General features: G+C 64.9%; 18 protein-coding genes. 11 read left to right on the top strand and 7 right to left on the bottom strand.

From position 1 onward, the window contains the following. Positions 1 to 168: 168 nt before the first annotated feature. On the bottom strand, positions 169 to 600 hold the full coding sequence (locus ABZV44_RS08725) for a CBS domain-containing protein (protein ID WP_354833531.1): 432 nt from the start codon (positions 598 to 600) through the stop codon (positions 169 to 171). Positions 601 to 734: 134 nt separating this feature from the next. Then, complete coding sequence (locus ABZV44_RS08720) at positions 735 to 1,196, bottom strand: helix-turn-helix domain-containing protein (RefSeq protein ID WP_354833529.1); 462 nt, start codon at positions 1,194 to 1,196, stop codon at positions 735 to 737. A 109-nt stretch (positions 1,197 to 1,305) separates the two neighbouring features. Between ABZV44_RS08720 and ABZV44_RS08715 the strand changes: the two genes are divergently transcribed. Beyond that, positions 1,306 to 2,223 carry an alpha/beta fold hydrolase gene (locus tag ABZV44_RS08715; protein WP_354833527.1) on the top strand — a complete coding sequence of 306 codons (918 nt, stop codon included), beginning with the start codon at positions 1,306 to 1,308 and terminating at the stop codon, positions 2,221 to 2,223. A 52-nt stretch (positions 2,224 to 2,275) separates the two neighbouring features. Here the strand turns inward: ABZV44_RS08715 and ABZV44_RS08710 are convergent, their stop codons facing one another. The 3 genes from ABZV44_RS08710 to ABZV44_RS08700 form a co-directional block, all read right to left on the bottom strand. Then, a complete protein-coding gene (locus ABZV44_RS08710) occupies positions 2,276 to 2,398 on the bottom strand; it encodes a hypothetical protein (protein WP_354833525.1) in 123 nt (40 codons plus the stop codon). A 142-nt stretch (positions 2,399 to 2,540) separates the two neighbouring features. Further along, positions 2,541 to 2,846, bottom strand: coding sequence for a hypothetical protein (locus ABZV44_RS08705; RefSeq protein WP_354833523.1), 306 nt, complete (start codon positions 2,844 to 2,846; stop codon positions 2,541 to 2,543). An 85-nt stretch (positions 2,847 to 2,931) separates the two neighbouring features. Beyond that, positions 2,932 to 4,998, bottom strand: a complete 2,067-nt coding sequence (locus ABZV44_RS08700) for a serine/threonine-protein kinase (RefSeq protein ID WP_354833521.1) — start codon at positions 4,996 to 4,998, stop codon at positions 2,932 to 2,934. 512 nt (positions 4,999 to 5,510) lie between these two features. Here ABZV44_RS08700 and ABZV44_RS08695 point away from each other — a divergent pair. Next, a complete protein-coding gene (locus ABZV44_RS08695; protein ID WP_354833519.1) occupies positions 5,511 to 5,981 on the top strand; it encodes a TetR/AcrR family transcriptional regulator C-terminal domain-containing protein in 471 nt (156 codons plus the stop codon). Here the strand turns inward: ABZV44_RS08695 and ABZV44_RS08690 are convergent. Then, a complete protein-coding gene (locus ABZV44_RS08690; protein ID WP_354833517.1) occupies positions 5,947 to 8,196 on the bottom strand; it encodes a serine/threonine-protein kinase in 2,250 nt (749 codons plus the stop codon). The two genes, ABZV44_RS08695 and ABZV44_RS08690, sit on opposite strands and share 35 nt — an antisense overlap. Positions 8,197 to 8,491: 295 nt before the next feature. Here ABZV44_RS08690 and ABZV44_RS08685 point away from each other — a divergent pair, with 295 nt between their 5' ends. The 4 genes from ABZV44_RS08685 (at position 8,492) to ABZV44_RS08670 (ending at position 12,688) form a co-directional block, all read left to right on the top strand. Further along, the gene (locus tag ABZV44_RS08685) at positions 8,492 to 9,841 is read left to right on the top strand and encodes a serine hydrolase (RefSeq protein ID WP_354833516.1); all 1,350 of its coding nucleotides are present in this window, start codon (positions 8,492 to 8,494) and stop codon (positions 9,839 to 9,841) included. A 363-nt stretch (positions 9,842 to 10,204) separates the two neighbouring features. Further along, the gene (locus ABZV44_RS08680; protein WP_354833514.1) at positions 10,205 to 11,266 is read left to right on the top strand and encodes an AraC family transcriptional regulator; all 1,062 of its coding nucleotides are present in this window, start codon (positions 10,205 to 10,207) and stop codon (positions 11,264 to 11,266) included. A gap of 152 nt (positions 11,267 to 11,418) precedes the next feature. After that, complete coding sequence (locus tag ABZV44_RS08675) at positions 11,419 to 12,282, top strand: SDR family NAD(P)-dependent oxidoreductase (protein WP_354833512.1); 864 nt, start codon at positions 11,419 to 11,421, stop codon at positions 12,280 to 12,282. Between the two features lie 166 nt (positions 12,283 to 12,448). After that, positions 12,449 to 12,688 carry a hypothetical protein gene (locus ABZV44_RS08670; RefSeq protein WP_354833510.1) on the top strand — a complete coding sequence of 80 codons (240 nt, stop codon included), beginning with the start codon at positions 12,449 to 12,451 and terminating at the stop codon, positions 12,686 to 12,688. Positions 12,689 to 12,788: 100 nt separating this feature from the next. Here the strand turns inward: ABZV44_RS08670 and ABZV44_RS08665 are convergent, their stop codons facing one another. Beyond that, positions 12,789 to 14,426: a long-chain fatty acid--CoA ligase gene (locus tag ABZV44_RS08665; RefSeq protein WP_354833508.1), complete on the bottom strand. Its 1,638-nt coding sequence runs from the start codon at positions 14,424 to 14,426 to the stop codon at positions 12,789 to 12,791. A gap of 450 nt (positions 14,427 to 14,876) precedes the next feature. On the opposite strand from ABZV44_RS08665, the gene ABZV44_RS08660 reads away from it, so the two are divergent. The 5 genes from ABZV44_RS08660 to ABZV44_RS08640 all read left to right on the top strand — a co-directional run bounded on the left by ABZV44_RS08660 (position 14,877) and on the right by ABZV44_RS08640 (position 19,684). Then, positions 14,877 to 15,473: a QsdR family transcriptional regulator gene (locus tag ABZV44_RS08660; protein WP_354833506.1), complete on the top strand. Its 597-nt coding sequence runs from the start codon at positions 14,877 to 14,879 to the stop codon at positions 15,471 to 15,473. Beyond that, a complete protein-coding gene (locus ABZV44_RS08655) occupies positions 15,470 to 16,609 on the top strand; it encodes a serine hydrolase domain-containing protein (protein WP_354833504.1) in 1,140 nt (379 codons plus the stop codon). The genes ABZV44_RS08660 and ABZV44_RS08655 overlap by 4 nt, the downstream gene beginning before the upstream one ends. A 95-nt stretch (positions 16,610 to 16,704) precedes the next feature. Then, complete coding sequence (locus tag ABZV44_RS08650) at positions 16,705 to 16,926, top strand: hypothetical protein (protein ID WP_354833502.1); 222 nt, start codon at positions 16,705 to 16,707, stop codon at positions 16,924 to 16,926. A gap of 316 nt (positions 16,927 to 17,242) precedes the next feature. Then, the gene (locus ABZV44_RS08645; RefSeq protein ID WP_354833500.1) at positions 17,243 to 18,343 is read left to right on the top strand and encodes an MCE family protein; all 1,101 of its coding nucleotides are present in this window, start codon (positions 17,243 to 17,245) and stop codon (positions 18,341 to 18,343) included. Between the two features lie 795 nt (positions 18,344 to 19,138). Next, positions 19,139 to 19,684: an RICIN domain-containing protein gene (locus ABZV44_RS08640; protein ID WP_354833498.1), complete on the top strand. Its 546-nt coding sequence runs from the start codon at positions 19,139 to 19,141 to the stop codon at positions 19,682 to 19,684. Positions 19,685 to 19,856: the final 172 nt, after the last annotated feature.

Below are 19,856 nucleotides of genomic sequence, written 5' to 3'. Positions count from 1 at the left end.
ACCGCGCGGATCCAACCGGCCAACGCGAACCCTAGGGAAATCAATGGTCGGGGCGGCTGACCAACCGCAGGCAGTGCGGCCACCGGGCAACGCACGAAGATGCCTGTGGTCTCAACGGGTCTGCGTGTGTGCCGACCCGTTGAGACCACACTGACTTGCCGGCGTACTTCAGCGCTGCCCGGGGGACGCTGAGTAGATGTGTCCGGCAAATTCGGCGAGTTGATCGTCAGGCAGATGCCTGGCCAGATCGGCCTCGCTGATCATGCCGACCATCCTCTTGTTCTCGATCACGGGCAGTCGCCGGATTCGATGGCTCACCATCTCGTGCAGTACATCCTGCACGTCGGCATCGGCATCGATCCAACGTGGCGTGCCCTCGCACAGCTCGGCGCAAGACATCTTCGCTGGATCACGGCCGTCGGCAGTGCATTTCACGACAATGTCGCGGTCTGTGATGATTCCGATCATGCGCTCGTTCTTGTCGCCGATCGGCAAGGCTCCAACGCCTAGTTGGCGCATTACCTGCGCCGCGCGCTGAACGGTGTCTGTGCTGGTCATCCAATGCGCACCCGGGTGCATGATGTCGCGAGCGGTAGTCATGGTCACCTCCAGATAGGGAGCTACGGACCTCTCCAACGGTAACGACGTCGTGGTCAACGGCGCAGCAGAATCGATCGCTGAATGTCCAGTCCTGCCGCTGACCGCTGATTCGACGAAGTTCGCGTAGGACCTGGTCAACACTGATCGGGTCTGCGTACCCGCACGCGATCAGGAGCAACCCGTCGTCCCTCGGGCGTCATGACTGCCAGCCTCGGCAGTGGCTCATCGGAGTCGATGTCGACCAGTTCCGCATGCCGCTCGCCGGGCGAGAAGGCGTGATCGCGCCCCCACTGACCGAGCCCGAGGATCAGGTCGAACAGGTCGCGGCCGCGATCGGTGAGGACGTATTCCCCGAATCGGCTTCCGTCGGAGGCGGGTTCGGCACGGAGTATCCCGGCGGCGGTCAGCCCGCGCAGGCGAGCACTGAGGATGTTCTTGGCGATGCCGAGGCTCCGCTGGAACTCGCCGAAGCGCCGTTTGCCGTCGAAGGCATCGCGAAGGATCAACAGCGACCATCTGTCGCCGACCAGATCGATGGTGCGTGCGATCGGGCACGCGGGATCCGTCCAGTCGCTCTCCGGCATTGCGCGGCTCATGATCCTCCCGGCTCGAAGTGTCTCGGTGCCCCACATCCTCCATGGTTGCAAATCGAGACCATCACCGTCCATGATGGTTTCAAATCAAAACCATGGAGGGCTTTACCCGATGATCCCCGCCGCCGAAACCTTCGACGAAACCTTTCCCTTCCCACCGCATTTCACCGCCGCGGCAGGGTTCCGCATGCACTACGTGGACGAGGGCTCCGGTCCGGTGATCCTGTGCCTGCACGGCGAGCCCACCTGGGGTTATCTGTTCCGCCACGTCATCACCGCGCTCGCGCCCGGGCATCGCGTGGTCGTGCCCGATCACATGGGTTTCGGCAAGAGCGCGACCCCGGCCGACCGTTCCTATCTACTGCAGGACCACATCGACAATCTCGAAGCCCTCGTCCTCGAGCTCGGACTGCGCGACATCACACTCGTCATGCACGATTTCGGCGGCCCCGTCGGTATGGGCCTCGCATCCCGGCATCCGGAACTCATCGCCCGCGTCGTCAGCGTCAATGGGCCGACACCCTTCGGCCAACCCGATCTCGTCGACACCCTCACCGCCAACGCGTCCCGGTCGCCATGGTTCCGCTGGATCGCCGAGGCCCACGACCGCGACAGTCTGCGCAGCACGCTGGGGCAGCTCGGTTACAACATCCTGAGTACCTTGAAACTCAATGGCTTCCAGAACAATTCGATCATCACACCGACCTGGCTGCGCGCCTACGGCTCCCCGTTCCCGACAGCCGCGGACACGCTCGGAGCTCTCGGCTGGGCCGAGGGCTTCGCGCAAGGCGCCCACACCTTCGAGACTCCCTCCGACCACGCCCGTGAACATCTGAAATCCTGCCCAGCACTGGCCATCTGGGGAATGGCCGACGACACCCTCGCCGCCGACCATTTCCTACCGCTGTTCCGGGCAGCCTTCCCCAACGGCCAGGTCAACGAGCTCCCCGACACCGGCCACTACAGCCTCGAGGACAATCCGGCCACTATCACCGCGCTGCTGAAACTGTTCCTCGACACGACCGCGTAATCCACGCGCGAGAAACCGGGATCCGCCACTTCGGCAGCGCAATATGCAGCCGTCAGATTGCCAGGGCCGCGCGCAGGAATTCGAGGATCTCCGCCTGGGCGGCCTCGGCCTGCGGTTCCATACCCGGCAGGGTGAGGAACGCGTGGCGTGCTCCCGGGTACTCGGTGAGCCGCACGGACGTTCCGGCCGCACCGCGGCGTGCCGCAGCACATGCTCGAGCACGTCCCAGCCGTCGTCGGCGGCGTGCACGAGCGTGCGGTCCGGGCGGGCCGACGAGGCGGTGCTCGGAACCGCGCTCATACCGATGAGCGACGGAGTTATGTGGGGCGCAGCTTGATGTAGTGCCGGCGCCTGAACATGGTGTAGTACAGCGCAGTGAGGGCGTTGGCGCCTGGTTCGCAGTACAGCTGGCGGGTCTCATCGGTTGCGAGGTCGACGGTGACGGTCGGCGACGTCCCCCAGTCGAGCTCGAGTTGGACCTCGTGGTTGCCAGGGTCCACACTGACTGTGAGCATCTCGCCACGGCCGATGCGACCCACTTCGCTGCCGTCGATGAACACGCGGTACTTGCGCAGAAGGTCCACATATCCGCCAGGTCGCCGCTGGACAGTGATTTGCGCCATATGCTCAGACTAATTCGATCTTGGTGAGGATGGTCGTTCTGGCTCATTGTTCATCGCGGGTGTCCCGTGGCCGCAAGGTAATCGGTCAGGGTCTGACCACGTAGACCGTACTGTCGATGATGTCGACGAGGTAGGCGGCACCGGCGCCGGGGTCCACTGCGGCCCCCTCTGTACTCCGGCCGGACCCGGGGATGGGGGTGACCTTGTGGGTGTCGGCGTCGATCGCCACCGGCGTCAGGTCGAGCGTGGTCGGGTCGCCGTACAACGGCAGCACCCCGACGTAGAGGATGCGGCGATCCTGGTCAAGGGCAATCATGCTCGGGCGGTGGACGGGGATGATGCCGGTGACCCGGTTCGTGTGGGTGTCGATCGTCCATATCGAGTCACCCACGTTGTTCGCGACGTAGAGGGTGCCGGAGCGATGGTCGAGCGCGAGGCCCAGTGGCCCCGGGCCCACCGCGACGGTCGCGGCCACGGTGTTGGTCGACAGGTCGATCACCGACACGGAATTGTCGCCATCGCTACCGACATAGAGCCGCGAGCGATCGGCATCGACCTCGACCCCCTTCGGCCGGATACCCACCCCGACGGTGGCGGTCACGGCGCGGACGCGGGGGTCGATCACCGACACCGAACCCGGCTTCGACCAAGTGCGGGTATTGGTACCGGTACCGGTCTCGCCCTCCGCGCGCGGATCGGCGGTGGCGTTGGTGACATACACCAGATGGCTGCGGGGGTCGACCGCCACCCCGTCCGCGTTGGCCCCGACGGCGATGGTCGCGGTGACGGTGTTGGTCTTCGCGTCGATCACGAACACCTTGCCAGCGTCGGCGAAGTCGGTTACGTACACCGTGCGGGTTTGCGGGTCGACCGCCACACCCCACGCGCTCGGTATGTTCTCTATGGTGGCGGTGACAGCGAGGGTGGTGCCGTCGAGAACGGAAACGGTACCGCCGGTAGTATTCGCGACGTACACGTTGTGTGTCGTGGGATCGACCGCTATGCCCTGCGGGTTCTTCCCGACGGCGACCGGGCTGACGGTGAAGGCCGGCGAGCCGTGCGGTGGCGGTTTCGGCCACATCAGGACCACAGCGACCGCAGCGATGATCGCGACCGCCGCGGCGGCAACCGCAAGCAACCGGCGGCGGACGCGGCGCTTTCGGACCGGAGTCCCCAGCACCACCGCCGGCTCCGTCGCGCTCGCGTACTCGGCGCCTCCGACTGCCGGGATGCCCTCCGTCACCATCTTGGATTTCGGCGGTGCGGTCGACGATGAGACGGTCGCGGTGAGCTCCTTCGATGCCGCCGCCAGCGCGCCGTTGGCGGCAGCGGCCAGCTCACCACAACTGGAGTATCGACTGTCACGGTCCTTGGCCAGGGCGCGTTCGACGATGGCATCGAAACCTTCGGGCACATGCACTTCGCCTTGCCTGCTGGGCTTCGGGATCGGCAGGCTCAAATGCCCGTACATCAGCTGCGCGGGGGTGCTCCCGGGATACGGCAGCGCCCCGGTGAGCATCCGGTACAGAGTCGCACCCAGGGCGTACACGTCGACACGGTGATCGATCGTCGCACCGATATCGAATTGTTCGGGCGCGGCGTACTGCAGACTCGCCAGAAGCATGCCGCTGCGGGTAAATCCGCCGGTTTCATCGAGAGCCTTGGCGATACCGAAGTCCGCGAGCAACACCCGCTCGGGTTCACCGCGCGACGCGTCGGTCAACAAGATGTTGGCCGGCTTCACGTCACGATGCAACACCCCGTGCCCGTGGGCATAATCGAGCGCAGCCGCGGTCTCGGTGAGGATCCACACCACCCGCCCGACCGGCAGCCCCCCATCCCGCACCAGCTCGGCCACGTCGCTGCCGTCGACATACTGCATCGCGATCCACAGCTGACCACCCTCGTTGCCGCGGTCGTAGACGGTGACGATATTCCGATGGTCCAGCCGGGCGGCGGTATCGGCCTCTCGCAGGAACCGGGCACGCACATCCTCGTCATCGGTCAGAGCACGGTTGAGCACCTTCAGAGCGACCAGGCGCGGCAGATTCGGATGCTCAGCCAGATATACCGTGCCCATACCACCCGCACCGAGCCGACGCAGGATCCGATAGCCGGCGAACACTCCCCCCGACTCCAACGAAGCGCCCATCGCTGAGGACCCCTCCCTTCCGGGAACACCCTCAATCCGACACCCGACCAGCAAACACCCAGCCCGCTATCCGGGCACCCGCACTGGCAACAGAAACCTCTCAATAAGCATAGGCGCGGACACCGGCCATACGAGATGTCGAACCGGTCGGCCTGCTCGAGTCCGAGACGGCGCCAGTGCCGCCCCGGGATCGATCCCCCAGCCAGATCGCCCCCGCTGGCTCTAGCGAAACTCGAGTACGCGCTCAACTACCGTGCCCACGTTCAGGTACCGCCGCATTCCCTGGGTGGAGCTGATGGTGGACGCCGTGTTCAAGCAGATGCCGCGCACGGATCTCACCGGAATGCCATGGCGGCAACGCATTACGACGATGCGGCCGAGAACCGGGAGATGCTGGCCCACCACCCCTACGTCCCGACCACCCGCCTGCCGCTAGGTCCGGGCCAGGCCGCCAAATAGACCATGAACTGAGCGCCTTGCACGGCCTCGGCCCCGGCCTCGACGACCTCTCGATGGACGCGGCGCTCACCTATGTACTCGGTTTCGTGAACTCCGTCGCCCGCATCGCCATCGACATCCAGCGGGCCGCCGCCGACAACAACACGTCCGAACACGAGTGGTGGCAGCGCGCCGCCCCAGTCCTGGAATCGGTCTTCGACCCGGAGCAATATCCGTTGTCCGCCGGCGTCGGCCAAAATCACGACAGCGCCTACGAATTCGGCCTGGCGCGAGTGCTCGACGGTCTGGCCCAGCTCATCGAAGAACGCTCCCGCCGATGCGCTGTCACCATCGACATGCCAGGTGGCTGTAGGAACGCGGGATACGTCAGTACCGAAAGTGGTAGTACGGCAGCGGCTCCCGCCTACGCCAGCACGCCGCTGGTCGCATGTGAATGTCCTTCACACCGGCTCGAGATCAGCCGATCTCGGTTGTATGGCCATCCATCCGTCAGGCGTGAGAATGGGGATTCACGATGCGATTGAGAGCCGTCAGATCCGATTGCAGGGCGTAGAAGGTGCGCAGGGCGACGGCGAAGGCGATAAGCCCACCGACACAGAGGGCTACCATCGAGCCGATCACCGTGTGCTGCTGTTGCGGAGTCAAGAACATCAGCCCTGACGGCACGCCGATCAGCGGAACCGATGCCGCCACACCGAGGTACACACGGCTGCGTTGGATCAGCCGATGCAGCCGGGTGGCGTCGTCGGGGGACAGGTGCCCGGCGGCGACCAAACCCGGGTAGTACCAGCGCAGCACGAAGAAGGTGGCCGGAAAGTACGTGTACACGACCGCTACCGTGGCTGCGACGAGGCTCGAGGCGATCAGATTAGCCAGCAGCCCGCCCGGCAGCGGCCCCAGTGACAGCAGTTTCACCAGGAAGATGCCCATGGCCAGGATCCACCCGGTGAACGCGACTGCCGCGATCCGGTCGCCGCAGGCGAGGGCGTCGGCGCGCGCACGGGCGAGGGTGGTCTCGTCGAATTGTTTGCCGCGGCGCAGGCCGTCGGGCACTAAGAAGACGTTGCGACACCAGTACAGCAGTCCGGCGATGGCGACCGGATAGGAGATCGCGATCACCACGTAACCCAGGTGGGTCAGCCGCCCGGCAGCCTCGGAGCCCAGTTCGAGTTGGATCAGCCGGACATTGTGCGCCGAAAGGTACAGTCCGGCCGCGACCTGGCCGAACATGCCTGTCGGAAGCACCACCGGAATCGGCCGCATGCGCAGCCGTGCCCGCAGGGTGTGTGCGGGTGGGTCGACCAGGTCACGGGCGGCCCGGTCCTGGCTCAATTCGAGCCGCTGGGCCAGCTCGGCACCGCTGGGGTAGCGGTCGGCGGGGTCGGGCGCAAGGCAGGTGAGCAGTGCGTGACGCAGTAGGGCCGGGCAGTCGGGGGGCAGCTCGGCCTCCAGAGTCGCGTCGACGGGCCGGCGGCGGCGATCGATCATCGCCTGCAGCGATTGCTCCGATTCGCCGGCCCGGTCTCCGTCGTCGAACGGTCGCAGTCCGGTGAGCAGTTCCCACAGGACCACCGCCAGTGCGTAGAGGTCGCTGCGGGTGTCCAGATCGGCGGCAGTGGTGGCCACGTTGGGGTGGCAGGCCTCGAGCTGTTCGGGGGACATGTAGCGCAGGGAGCCGCCGAAGTACGCGACGGGGTTCGCACCGGGCAGATGCCGGCTGAAGCTGATGTTGAAATCGGCCAGCTTGGGCTGACCGTCGGCGGTCAACAGCACATTTGCGGGTTTGATGTCGCGGTGCAGCACACCGTGGCGATTGGCGTAGTCGAGCGCGGCGGCCAGCCGGGCGCCCAGCCAGGCCACGGTTTCCGGCCAGGTGAGCTGTTCCAGTTCCGCGCGTGCGGGCGAGGGCTGCGGCGCGAGCACGCCCGTGGTCGTGGTGGCGGCGTCGATGGCCGCCAGCAGCAGCTTGCCACTGCGTCCGGCCGGTGGAGTGCGCCGCAGCAGTTGCAGCACGCCCAGCAGGGTGCCGCCGGGCACGTACTGCATGTACATCAACTTCAGATGCTGTTCAGTGATCTGACGCTGATCGAAGACGCGGACGATATGGTCGTGGTCGAGCTGGGCCAGCGTCTGCGGTTCGGCGCCGTGGTCGCGGGAGATCTTCACAGCTACCAGTCGGCTCAGCGATCGCTGCCGAGCCAGGAATACGCGCGCGAACGCGCCGCTGCCCAGCGGCAGCAGCAGATCGAAATCGTCGAGGGATGTGCCCGTGTTGATGGAGTCGAGAGCATCGACTGCCGTGGGGTCGGCCAGCAGCGTGCTGCGCACGCCGCCGACATCGAAAGTCTCGGCGATGCGGGCCATTTGGGCCGGATAGTCGTGTTCGTACTCGGTGAGGTCGATGTCGTTGCGACAGCTGCGGGCACTGATCTCCTCGTAGATGAGATCCGGCGGCAGCGGGGCAGTGCCCAGTTCCGGGAACTGTTCGCGATAATCGGCAAGGCGCAGCGCGTCGTCGCTGCGCTGCCACCGTTCGTGCAGATCCACTTTGATCAGTTCGATCAACGTGGTCCGCCGCAGCGCCGGCTCGACCGGCAGGTGGATCGACAGATCAGGTGGTTCGCTCGATGAATGCCAGTCCTCGGCGAACTGGGCAACCAGAGTCGTCAACGCGGTCTGCGTTGCAGTCGCGCGGGCGGCACCGGGGTCGAATGCGCTCGCGCCGAGGTCCTTATCCATCGTCGCTCGCCTCGAAGCGGTTGAGCCCGCCTCCCCAACAAGGGGTATTGGATCCCTCAGGTGGATGATCGGCACTTCATCAATAGCGATACACCGTTGCTCCCCAGCTGTCCACCCCCTCCCAAGAAGCCTTCCTATGGGCACCGGATGGTTCACGGCACGAACACGCCGCTGATGTCCTCGAAGAGAAATCTTGGAATATTCGACGTTGAGCGGCACGCCCGGTTTGCATTCGGCTGAACTTTATTCAGCCTGTTGCCCGCTCTGGCGCTGCCGGGGGCGATAGCCTCGAGCTATGGGTCGCATGTACAGATTCCTGGCCGGAACTGCGGCGATATCGATGGTCGCTGGGAGCGTTTTCGCCGGGGGTGCGCAGGCCGCGCCCGCCGAGCAGCGGTCGTGTGAGGTGTCGTCCGGGCGGGACCCGGAACGGGCGGCTCCGGAACAGGTTGGACTGGATTCGGGACTGCTCGCGGACGCCTTGACGTTCGCCAGTGGGCGTAATCGGTTGAATATGCAGGTGTTCCGGCACAACTGCCTGATCGGCGAGGGGCCGACGAACGACGAGACCGGCAATGTCGCGTGGAATATCTGGAGTGCGACGAAGAGCGTTGTCTCCCTGCTCGCCGGAATAGCATGGGATCAGGGGAAACTCGATCTCGAGGCGCCGATCGATCGGTATCTGCCGCCCGGACTCGGTGATGAGCAACATCGGTCGATCACCGTGGAGAATCTGCTGACCGAATCGTCCGGCCTGGCGGCCGATATACTTACCGAGGGTGTCACCGGGGTGATTCCGATCGATCCGAATGGTGCCGTGCAGGCGCTCGGGGTGCCGTTGGACAATCCGCCGGGTGCGGTATTCAGCTACAGCGAGCGCGATGTCGATCTGCTCGCCTATGTCATCGAGTTGGCCATGGGCGAGCCATTGCAGCAGTTCGCGCAGCGTGAGCTTTTCGATCCGCTCGGCATCGAACGCGGTGATTATTACTGGGCGCGCGATCGCGCCGGGCACACCTACGGTTATGCCCATCTGATGATCCCGCCGAACGATTTCGCGAAGCTCGGTCTGCTGATGAGCAATAACGGGCGCTGGGGCACGCAGCAACTCGTCTCCGAGACTTATCTGCGCATGGCACGCGAGCCGTCACCAGCGAACAAGTGTTTTGGCTACCTGCTCTGGATCGGCCTCGGATGCGAAGAGTCCCAGGACTTCAAGCCCGCCGACGTGTATTTCATGGTCGGACTCGGCATGCAGAACGTCTTCATCGTGCCGAGTCTGGATTTGACGGTGGTGTGGACCGGACTCTTCGGAAGTGTCAGCAGCCAGGGCATCGCGGAGGCTCTGGAGGACACCACGGAGCTGGCGCACGAATTCTTGCGCAGATTGTTCGCGGCATTCCAAGACCCTCTGGTGCCCGATCCCGGTCCGTATGTCGAACCGCCGCCGCGCGCGGATTCGAGCCCGTCCGTGGATACGAATCTGCTGATCGCGGTCTTCGGCGTCGGGCCCGCGGCATATCCGGGCTGCAATGTCTTCAGCTGCCTGAACTACCCGTTGGCACCGCCGTTCGCGGATACCGCGCCGGGCTGCGTCATTCAAGCCTGCCTCGGTCCGGACCCGCGCACGCCCGGCATCCGCTGACCGAGCCGGGCCTTCGCGCGGGCCGCCGACAGGGCTGAGCCCCCACCCGGGAACGGGACGGGGGCTCAGCAGAGTCTCTACCAGCAGCGATACACGCGCTGCCCTACTTCTTCGCCGAGGCTCAGACGTTGAATCTGAACTCGACCCCATTGACGTTGAATCCCAAATGTGCGTCGATGATCAGCATCATCTGAAACCCACCGCCTCGAATGTGCTGTTACACAGCATCTTCCGTAGATGGCCACGTCACAGGGCCGGTTCACGAGCGGAGCACCTCAAGTTCCGGAGCCGTATAACCTCTTGAAACAATCGGGCAGCTGACGCCGGCACCTAGCAACACACTGAGATGGCTCCAATTCGAGATTGGCTTCCTTGCCCTGTGATGACCGAGATTTAATACTGGCCGACATGTCGACGATCCGTTCCGCCGCGCTGCGGGGGTTCCGCGCCACCGTGGCCGAGCTTGGTGGTGACGCGGACGAGCTGGCTGCGAGGGCAGGGCTCTCGCCGGTCGCTCTCGACAGTGACGACGTGCTCGTCTCGGACCTCACCGTTGCCAGGGTCCTCGAGTCCGCCGCACAGGTGCTGGACTGCCCGGATCTCGGATTGCGGGTGGCCATGCGCCAGGATCTGGGATCGCTGGGCCCGCTGGCTTTGGCGATCCGGAACGCACCGACCGTCGCCACCGTGCTCGAATGCACGTCGCGGTACCTGTTCCTGCATGCCCGGGGAATGAGCATCGCGGCGGAGGCAGATCCGAACGGGGCACGAGGGGTGTTGGCTCTGCGATACAGGGTCGCGCCGGATGAGCGGGTCGTCTCGGTGCAAGGGGTGGATCTGGGACTCGGCTTCGTTCATCGCGCCCTCGAATTCCTGCTGGGAGGCCGGTACGGGCTGCGGTCGGTGGACCTGCCGTATCAGCCGCGCGCGCCGATCGACCGGTACGAGCGGTTCTTCGGCGCACCGGTGCAGATCGCGCGTCCGGCGGCCATGTTGCGGGTGCCGCGCAGCATCACGACCCTTCCTCTGTCTGGTGCGGACGAGACACTGATGCGCTCGGCGTTGACCTTCTTGGCCGAACAGGCTCCGTTCCGTCCCGCACCGTCGGTCGCGGCACAGGTGCAGCACGTGCTGCAGCAGTCGCTGGGCACCGCGCCGACAGAGATCGGTGTCGTAGCAAAGGTTTTGGCGGTGCATCCGCGCACGCTGCAACGGCGGCTGTCCGCGGAGGGCACCTCGTTCGCCGCCATTCTCGACGAGGTCCGCCGCAACCAGACCCGCCGCTACCTCACCACCACTGATATGCCGATGAGCCAGGTGGCCGCCATGGTCGGGCTGACCGAACAAGCCACCCTGACTCGATGCTGCCGACGATGGTGGAACGCCACGCCGCGCGAAGTGCGCCGCAGCGCTCGAGCACGCTGAACTGGCGTTATCGCGGTTCTCATGGCTGGTCAGACTGAGCCCTGTGCTGTCGCTCAGGGATAAATAGTTGTCATCTCCAATCAAGTAACAGCAGGTTCGCCGCAACAGACTGGGGGCTGAGCAACCCTCGCGCCACTGTTGAAGGAGAACCGATGTCTCTTCCCCCCTACGCATTCGAGGGGACCACCGCGTTGGTCACCGGCGCCGCGAGCGGCATGGGCGAACAGATGGCATACCGGCTGGCCGAACGTGGGAGCAACCTGGTCCTGGTCGACCGTGACGCCGACCGACTCAGTGACGTCGAAGACTTGCTCGGGCAGGCCTACCCGGACCGGGTGGTGGACACCTACGTGGTCGACCTGGCCGATCTCGAAGGCGTGGAGGTGATGGTCGCGACGATCCTGGCCCGGCATCGGGGAATCACCTTGCTGATCAACAACGCCGGAGTGGCATTGGGGGGTGGATTCACAGATCTCGCGGCCGACGAATTCGAATGGGTTCAAGACATCAACTTCCGCGCCCCGGTCGTCTTGACCCGGCTGCTGCTCCCGACCCTGCTCGCGGCACCGGGCAGCCACATCGTCAATGTCTCGAGCTTGTTCGGGCTCATCGCCCCACCGGGGCAAAGCGCCTACGCCGCAAGTAAGTTCGCCCTGCGCGGGTTCAGCGAGGCACTGCGACACGAACTCGCCAATCAAGACGTCGGCGTCACCACTGTGCATCCCGGCGGAATCCGCACCCGGATCGCCGAAACCGCCCGCATCGCCGGAGCAGCCAACGACGATCAGATACGGGCCGGGCGGGCGGCGTTCACCAAACTCCTCACCTATCCAGCAGACAAGGCCGCCGAGCAGATCCTCGACGGCGTCGAGCGTCGCAAACCCCGCGTGCTGATCGCTTCCTCCGCCGTCACGGCCGATGTCGTAGCCAGGCTGTTCCCGGCCTCGTATCTGTCGGTGCTGCAACGCTCGAGCCCCGGACGCAAACGCAAACGCCGCCCCGCACGCATGCTCTGAAGTTCTGGCGATGTTGCCGCCCGCGACACGAGCGGCATCATCGCCGTGGTGATCCTGCAGGCCGGGCGGTTTCGCTGAGCGATGATCTCACCGCTGCGACTGGTTCGATGCTGTGGCCGATTGCCTGCGATGGTCCGCGCGTTCGTCAGATATCGCAGACGCAGGTATGGACGCCTTCGATGACCCGGATGATATCCACGATCGCGATGATCTGATCGAGCGCGGTATCGGAGAGCCCTTCGGCCGCTGCGGCGAGCCGGCGCAGGGCGGGATGGCCGAGCTGAGCAACGATTTCGACGTCGCCTCCGTGCTGGCACCGGTTGTCTTCGCGATCCTGGTGTACCTGAGACATGTGAACTCCGTTCCGCGCGTGGTGGTTTCGAGCAGGGACCATTCACTGTGGTGATTTCGAGCAGGGTCCGGCGAGCCGTCGGGATGATCGCCGGATTCGCCCTCGACCCCGACCAGGTCGGGTCGATCGGGGTCAGCAGGTCGAAGACCTGGGGTCAGGGCAAGGTGGTGACAGTCAGGTCACCGTCGGCGTACTGGGCGCGCAGGCGCTTCTTGTCGAACTTGCCGACGCTGGTCTTGGGAACCTCGGCCAGGAATGTCCATCGCTCGGGCAGCTGCCACTTGGCGAACTTGTCGGCGAGGAATTCCCGCAGTTGTTCGGCGGTGGCGTCGGTGTTTTCCTCGAGAACGATCGCGACCAATGGCCGCTCGTCCCATTTGTCGTCCGGCACGCCGATGACCGCGGCCTCGGCGACGTCCGGGTGCGCCATGACGGCGTTTTCCAGGTCCACCGAAGAGATCCACTCCCCGCCGGACTTGATCACGTCCTTGGCGCGATCTACCAAGGTGAGGAACCCGCGGGGGCTGATCATGCCGACGTCGCCGGTGCGCAGCCAGCCGTCATCGAATTTGTCAGCGTCGACGACCACACCCTCGGGTGAGTAGTAGGACGCGGTGATCCACGGTCCGCGAACCTGCAACTCGCCCACTGCCTGTCCGTCATGAGGCAGCACGGTGCCGTCGTCGCCGACCAGACGGGCCTGCACGCCGGCAGGGAAACGGCCCTGGGTGTAACGGAATTCCCACTCCCGCTCGCCGCAGGCCTCGGCAGGCGGGTGGGCGACACTACCCAGCGGTGAGGTTTCGGTCATGCCCCAGGCCTGCAGGATGCGCACGCCGTGCTGTTCCTGGAAGGCGCGCATCATCGATGGCGGCACAGCTGATCCGCCCACCACCGCGCTGTGCAGGTGCGAGATGTCCTGGGGCGCGGCCGCCAGCGCGGCCAGCACACCACCCCAGATGGTCGGTACGGCCGCCGCGAAATTCGGTTTCTGGTCGGCAATGAGCTCGAGCAGCGGTCCCGGTTGCAGGAAGCGGTCGGGCATGAGCAGGTTCGCGCCCGACATCAACGCCGCATACGGCAGGCCCCAGGCGTTGGCGTGGAACATCGGCACGATCGCCAACACGAGATCGGAATCGTTGCAGCCCATGCCCATCGGAGAGCACACCTGCATCGCGTGCAGCCAGTTGGAGCGATGCGAATACACGACACCCTTCGGATCCCCTGTCGTGCCGGAGGTGTAACACATTGCTGCGGCGGACTTTTCGTCCAGGATCGGGTAGTCGAACGGTCCGGCCGCGGCGGCGAGCAAGTCCGTGTAGGAATGCACCTGCACACCCTCGGGGGCCGCGAGCGCGGCAGCATCCCCGTTGACGACGATCACGTGGCGCACCGTCTTCAAGTTGGGCAGGTACTGCGCGAACATCGGCACCAGCGAGCCGTCCACGATCACGACCCGATCCTCGGCATGGTTGGCCACATACACCAACTGCTCGGGGAACAGGCGGATGTTGAGCGCGTGCAGCACCGCGCCCATGGCGGGCACTGCGATGTACGCGACCAGGTGCTCGTTGTTGTTCCACATGAAGGTGCCGACCCGGTCACCAACGCCGATACCCAAGCCGCGCAGTGCATTCGCCAGGCGTGCCGCCTCGGAACCCATCTCGCGGTAGGTCATGGTCCGCACGCCAGAACCGGTCCAGGTGGACACGGTGCTCTCGCCGTGGGTTGTCGCTGCGTATCTCAGCAGCGTCGCGAGCGAGAGCGGCTCGTCATGCATGGTGCTCAACATCGGTACAGCGTCTCCTTCGTGCATTGGCCGCGTCGCGTCGTCCACGGTGCGGCGGGTGAGCCGGTGCTCGGCTCGAGCCCAGGAACGCGCCGTTGCCTTCCTGGCCGTCGCCGATGCTGGTGGCGGACCTCGCCCAGCCAGGCCGACGCCGGCGGGTTCCGATCCCGGCCGCAGACTTCGCGGCGGGGTGATGAGAACCAAGTTTTGGCAGCACAGGCGACAAGAACTTGTCTGTGCGCGACAAGAATTTGCCTCTGAACGACAGCGTCCGAAACAGCAGCGGCCGCCGTGTGGAGGTGACATGCCTGGGTCCATTCGTGGATCCGCGGGGTCTCACGCTCGACGATCGCGCCGCTTGGCGGACGCGCCAGCGGGCGATTACGCCCTCAGGGTGAACCCTCGCGCAACAAACGCTTGATTCGTTGCATCAGATATGAGTATGTTGCATTCATGAGTGGTCTCGGTCACAACAAAGCCCTCGGCAATCAGGCGGTCGCTCTCGCACGGCGCAAATTCCTGGACGGCGACCGGCTGGACATGCAGAAGCTCGCCGCCGAACTGGGCGTCGACCGGTCGACACTGTTCCGCTGGGTCGGCAATCGTGACCAGCTGCTCGCGACGATCCTGTGGTCGCTGGCCGAACCGACTCACCGCGCCGCGGTGGCAGCGACGACCCGAACCGGCGTCGCCCGGATCGCGGATGTGACGCGAATGTTCGGGCAGGCGCTGATCGACGCCCCGTTCTTCCGGACGTTCCTGCGCCGCGAACCCGAACGAGCGCTGCGGCTGCTCACCACCAAGGACAGCCCGGTCCAGCACGAAATCGTCAACGCCATCGAGCGCGTGGTGCAGCAGGAACTGGACCGCGGGCACCTCATCCATCCGATGTCCGCGCACGACTTGGCCTACCTGATCGCACGCATCGGCGAATCGTTCATCTACGCCGACCTGATCACCGGAGACGACCCCGACGCAGCCAAAGCCGCCCTCGCGGTCGCGGCGCTGCTGGGTGATCCGACCTATACACCGAAAGGGATCTACTCATGACTGCGTCCGGGCAATGTAGCCCCCAATTCGACCAGCTACGAACAACATTCGAGCAGAACATCGCCTCGGGCGAGGAGCTGGGTGCCTCGATCGTCATCGACATCGACGGCGAGACCGTGGTTGACCTGTGGGGCGGTTACAGCGACAGCGAACGAACCCGGCCCTGGGAGAAGGACACCATCACCAACGTATGGTCCTGCACCAAAACGGTCACCAGCCTGGCAGTACTGATGCTGGTGGACCGCGGAATACTCGACGTGCACGCCCCGGTCGCGAAGTACTGGCCCGAATTCGCCGCCAACGGCAAAGAACACATCGAACTGCGCCACCTGCTTTCGCACACCTCCGGTGTCTCGGGCTGGGAACCGCCCTTCGGCCTCGGCGACCTCTACGACTGGGAGCTGGCCAGCGCGCACCTGGCCGCGCAGGCGCCGTGGTGGGAACCGGGAACCGCGTCGGGATACCACGCCCAGAACTTCGGCCAGTTGCTCGGAGAAGTCGTTCGCCGGGTCACGGGCAAGACCCTCGCGCAGTTCGTCGCCGAGGAAATCGCCGATCCTCTGGACGCCGATTTCCAGATCGGTGCGCGCGAAACCGATTGGCCGCGCATCGCCGATGTCGTTGCCCCGCCGCCGCTTCCGTTCGACCTCACCGCGCTGCCCGAGGGCAATCTGCTGCGCAAAACCCTCGGCACACCCCCACTCGACGCGGACGCCGCGAACACCGCGCCGTGGCGGCGCGCGGACCTGGGCGCTTACAACGGCCACGGCAACGCGCGCTCCCTCGCACGCATCATGTCCGTCATTCCACGCGGCGGAACCGTCGACGACATCACTTTGCTGACTCCAGCCACGATCGAGTTGATCTTCGAAGAACAGAGCAATGGACCCGACATGGTGCTGGGCGTCCCGCTGCGCTTCGGCATCGGGTACGGCCTGCCGCACAAGCGCCTCGTCCCGTACATCCCCGACGAACGGATCTGCTTCTGGGGAGGCTGGGGCGGCTCGATGGTCGTGATGGATCTGGACCGCCGCATGACCATCACCTACGCGATGAACAAGATGGGCGCCGGCCTCATCGGTTCGCCCCGCAGCGAGGCGTACCTGCGCACCGTCTACCAGGTGGCCAACGCCTGATCCCGCCGCCGTAACCAGCCGGCCGCCGTTCCTCGAGAGCCAGGCTCCTCGCTCGGGAAGGTTGACACGCTAATGACTGGGGAAGGCGATCGGCCGTGACTGCCGAGGAATGGTTCTCGCCCGAAGGTGATGTCCACGTGCGAATCTGGCTGGCCGGCGTGGTCTTCGACTACACGGCCACTGCGGCGGCAGTACGCAACTTGATCCACGATTGGAGTCGAAAGCATTGGTGCACAATCGGATTGATACACGACACCATCGCCGACAGTCCTGTGCTGCCGCGCCTGCCGTGCGAACGACTGTTCTATGGACCATGATCGGTAGCGCCGAGATGCGAGCGGGTCAGGCGGATCCGGGGAGCCGCGATCGCGCTTGGCCTGTACCGGCACACAGAGCTCCGCGGTGTAGCACCCAGCCGTCCGCTTACTGAACCAACCGTCCCGGACACGGCGCTCAGTATCCGAATCTGCTCACACCCCGACGGTTTCACACAACTGCTGTTGTATCTCGCAGCAGCGGCTTCATCGATCGATTCGACATTCGGAGAAACACCATGCGAGCCGCAGCCCACCGACCATCGCCGGCCCCTGGTGGGTTCTACACGCGCTGTGGCCGGCGAGAGGCTCACGCGCAATGACCACACTGCCCCAAGTCCGAACACCCCTGCTCCGTATCGGCCTCGTCGCCGCAGTCGCTGCCGCGGCACTGCTGTACTGGGGTTCTGCGCGCGACCGGCCGAGCCGGCCCTCGAACCACCTGTCCGCCGACTTCCGCAATACCGCAGGCATTTTCGAGGGAAACCCCGTCACAGTGCTCGGACTCGAGGTCGGGACCGTGGACAAGGTCGTCCCACACGGCGCCTACAACGACGTCCACCTGAGCGTCGATCCCTCGGTTCAGCTGCCCGAACATGTTGTGGCAGTATTGGTCTCACCATCGATCATCACCAACCGGCACGTCGAACTCACACCCCGCTACACCGGCGGCCCGACACTGCCGGACAACGCGCACCTGCCCGTTGAGCAGACACGCACTCCCGTCGAGCTCGACACGATGATCAAAACCATCGATCAATTCGCCGCCGCCCTTGAACCCGAGAACGGCACCGACGACGGGCCGCTCTCGGGGCGGGTGCTCTACCCGATGGTCAACGGGCAGGGCGAAAAGATCCGGGACACCCTCGCAGCCTTGTCCGGGGCCCTGAACGCGGGCACAGGCAACGGCGGTGCGATCGCCGGCGTCATCGTCAAACTCAACGAGCTGACCGCCATGCTGGCCGACAACGACCGATCAGTCCGCGAGTTCAGCGACAAGATGACGCAGCTCTCGACGCTACTGGCCCAGCAATCCCCGGGCCTGCAGGCCACCCTCGACCAGCTCAACGCGACACTCGGCAACACCAGCGGCGCATTCAGCCAGTACCAGGATCAGCTCGCGGGAACCCTTTCCACACTCACCACCGTCACTGCCCAATTACGCGCAAACGCCACCGGCCTGACCGAGATGGTCGATATCACGCCACTGCTCTTCCAGAACATCGACCGATCCGTGAACCGAGACCAGCAATACGCCCGCGGCCACGCCCTGCTCGGCACCACTTTCGGGAACGGCGAGATGGTCAGCCTCTTCTGCGAACGCATCCAGATGCGTTCCGAGGGCTGCCGCACCGGCCGCATCGAAGACTTCGGGCCCGATTTCGGAATCACCGCAGCGCTGCTCGGACTGACCCGTTGACGAACGGGATGACCGCAGGAGCTCGATGCTCTCACCTGGTCAGTCGTAACCGAGTGCCCTCCGAGGGGTTTGCAGAATTCCGAGGCTCGCTCCGACTCGCGCAGAGCCATCCGGATGCATTCGAGGAAATCGTCGTCGACGCTCGCGCCCTCATGATTACCAGTCCTTGGCAGTCAGGCGGATGCCCTCCAACTAGCCGCATACCGCGCTGACCGAACCGGCCAGCCCGCGGAGCCGGCGGAATCGACTGAGCCCCCACCGGGACACCGGATGGGGGCTCAGCAGAGTCTCTACCAGCAGCGATACGCGCGCTGCCCTACTTCTTCGCAGAGGCTCAGACGTTGAATCTGAACTCGACCCCATTGATATCCCATATCTGCACGTCAAACCCCCTGCTCACACATCGAGTCACGTTCCGAAGCAGAATAACCTCTGCGCCTCTCCTCGACCCAACCGGCGCTGGCGCCTCGTGAGATCCGACGCGCCGGCCGCATCGTCCGGCTGACTCTAGCGAACTCAAGTGCGCGCTCATGCCGATGATCGTGCTCGGTGAGGATTCCCGCGCTGAGCGGAGCAGATACAGCCAGTTGCTTCAGCCGAGCGCTGCATCCATGCGTGCCTCATTCGACAAGGACGATGTCCGACATTGTCAAGAGCGATCGGGCGTGCCGGGCGTATGAGGTTGTTAAGGATCTTGAAAGCTGGCCTGGATACTTTCGCTTCGCGTCGGACGGAAGATGTTCGGCTACAACGGAAGTCGCTCCAGATGTTGGTTGCGATGCGGAGGGGAACGATATGAAGAAGTCGCTAGTTACTCGAGTGGGTCAGTCGGCGGACGGTTCGTCGGCGCAGCGGGGAAGTCGGCAGCCGGTGCGGCTGCTCGGGACAGGAGCCGCGCTGGCCGCCGCGGCAATGGTGATCTGCGCGCCGTCCGCTTCAGCGGCGAGTATGACGCTGGTCAATGGGCTCGTTCAGGGGACGTGTCTGGATGCGCAGACGATGGACGGTGTCACATTGACGGGGGTCGCTCAAGTCATCACCTGCAACAGTGGGCCCGCGCAGCAGTGGATCAGCGGATCCGCCAACAGTCTGCGAAACGGCCTCAACCCGGGTATGTGCCTCGACGCGCAGACGTTGGACGGCATCTCGCTGACCGGAGTCGCTCAAGTCATCCCGTGCAACGGCGGCCTCGTGCAGGAGTGGTTCACCGGCCCCGGCAACACTCTCCACAATGGCCTCGACGGAGCCATGTGTCTGGACGGCCAAACCCTCGAGGGCAGAACCCTCACGAGCGTCGTTCAGGTCATCCCGTGTAACGGTGGACCCGCGCAGCAGTGGTGACCGCGTGCTGGACAGATGTAGTCGCGTGTACCTCATGTGATTGAGCCGAGTGATGAGTGATCGGTCCACCACTGATTCATCTCGGCAATGCACGGTGACCCGGCCACAGTGCGGCCGCGCTTCACGGTGGGGTCTAATTCCGTCATTTTCGCGCTGGCCACCCTCATCGGGA

This window comes from Nocardia sp. NPDC004860, assembly GCF_040609015.1.
In the GTDB taxonomy this organism is placed as follows: Bacteria; Actinomycetota; Actinomycetes; order Mycobacteriales; family Mycobacteriaceae; genus Nocardia.
Note: the sequence above shows the minus strand (reverse complement) of the source record. Positions and strands in the feature narration are given on the sequence as shown.

What these genes read in the sequence shown, in the direction of transcription:
- ABZV44_RS08640 (WP_354833498.1), top strand. Translation starts at nt 19,139, where the DNA reads ATGAAGAAGTCGCTAGTTACTCGAGTGGGTCAGTCGGCGGACGGTTCG.
- ABZV44_RS08685 (WP_354833516.1), top strand. Translation starts at nt 8,492, where the DNA reads ATGGGTCGCATGTACAGATTCCTGGCCGGAACTGCGGCGATATCGATG.
- ABZV44_RS08720 (WP_354833529.1), bottom strand. Translation starts at nt 1,196, where the DNA reads ATGAGCCGCGCAATGCCGGAGAGCGACTGGACGGATCCCGCGTGCCCG.
- ABZV44_RS08665 (WP_354833508.1), bottom strand. Translation starts at nt 14,426, where the DNA reads ATGTTGAGCACCATGCATGACGAGCCGCTCTCGCTCGCGACGCTGCTG.
- ABZV44_RS08695 (WP_354833519.1), top strand. Translation starts at nt 5,511, where the DNA reads ATGGACGCGGCGCTCACCTATGTACTCGGTTTCGTGAACTCCGTCGCC.
- ABZV44_RS08690 (WP_354833517.1), bottom strand. Translation starts at nt 8,196, where the DNA reads ATGGATAAGGACCTCGGCGCGAGCGCATTCGACCCCGGTGCCGCCCGC.
- ABZV44_RS08645 (WP_354833500.1), top strand. Translation starts at nt 17,243, where the DNA reads ATGACCACACTGCCCCAAGTCCGAACACCCCTGCTCCGTATCGGCCTC.
- ABZV44_RS08655 (WP_354833504.1), top strand. Translation starts at nt 15,470, where the DNA reads ATGACTGCGTCCGGGCAATGTAGCCCCCAATTCGACCAGCTACGAACA.
- ABZV44_RS08670 (WP_354833510.1), top strand. Translation starts at nt 12,449, where the DNA reads ATGGACGCCTTCGATGACCCGGATGATATCCACGATCGCGATGATCTG.
- ABZV44_RS08660 (WP_354833506.1), top strand. Translation starts at nt 14,877, where the DNA reads ATGAGTGGTCTCGGTCACAACAAAGCCCTCGGCAATCAGGCGGTCGCT.
- ABZV44_RS08715 (WP_354833527.1), top strand. Translation starts at nt 1,306, where the DNA reads ATGATCCCCGCCGCCGAAACCTTCGACGAAACCTTTCCCTTCCCACCG.
- ABZV44_RS08675 (WP_354833512.1), top strand. Translation starts at nt 11,419, where the DNA reads ATGTCTCTTCCCCCCTACGCATTCGAGGGGACCACCGCGTTGGTCACC.
- ABZV44_RS08705 (WP_354833523.1), bottom strand. Translation starts at nt 2,846, where the DNA reads ATGGCGCAAATCACTGTCCAGCGGCGACCTGGCGGATATGTGGACCTT.
- ABZV44_RS08700 (WP_354833521.1), bottom strand. Translation starts at nt 4,998, where the DNA reads ATGGGCGCTTCGTTGGAGTCGGGGGGAGTGTTCGCCGGCTATCGGATC.
- ABZV44_RS08725 (WP_354833531.1), bottom strand. Translation starts at nt 600, where the DNA reads ATGACTACCGCTCGCGACATCATGCACCCGGGTGCGCATTGGATGACC.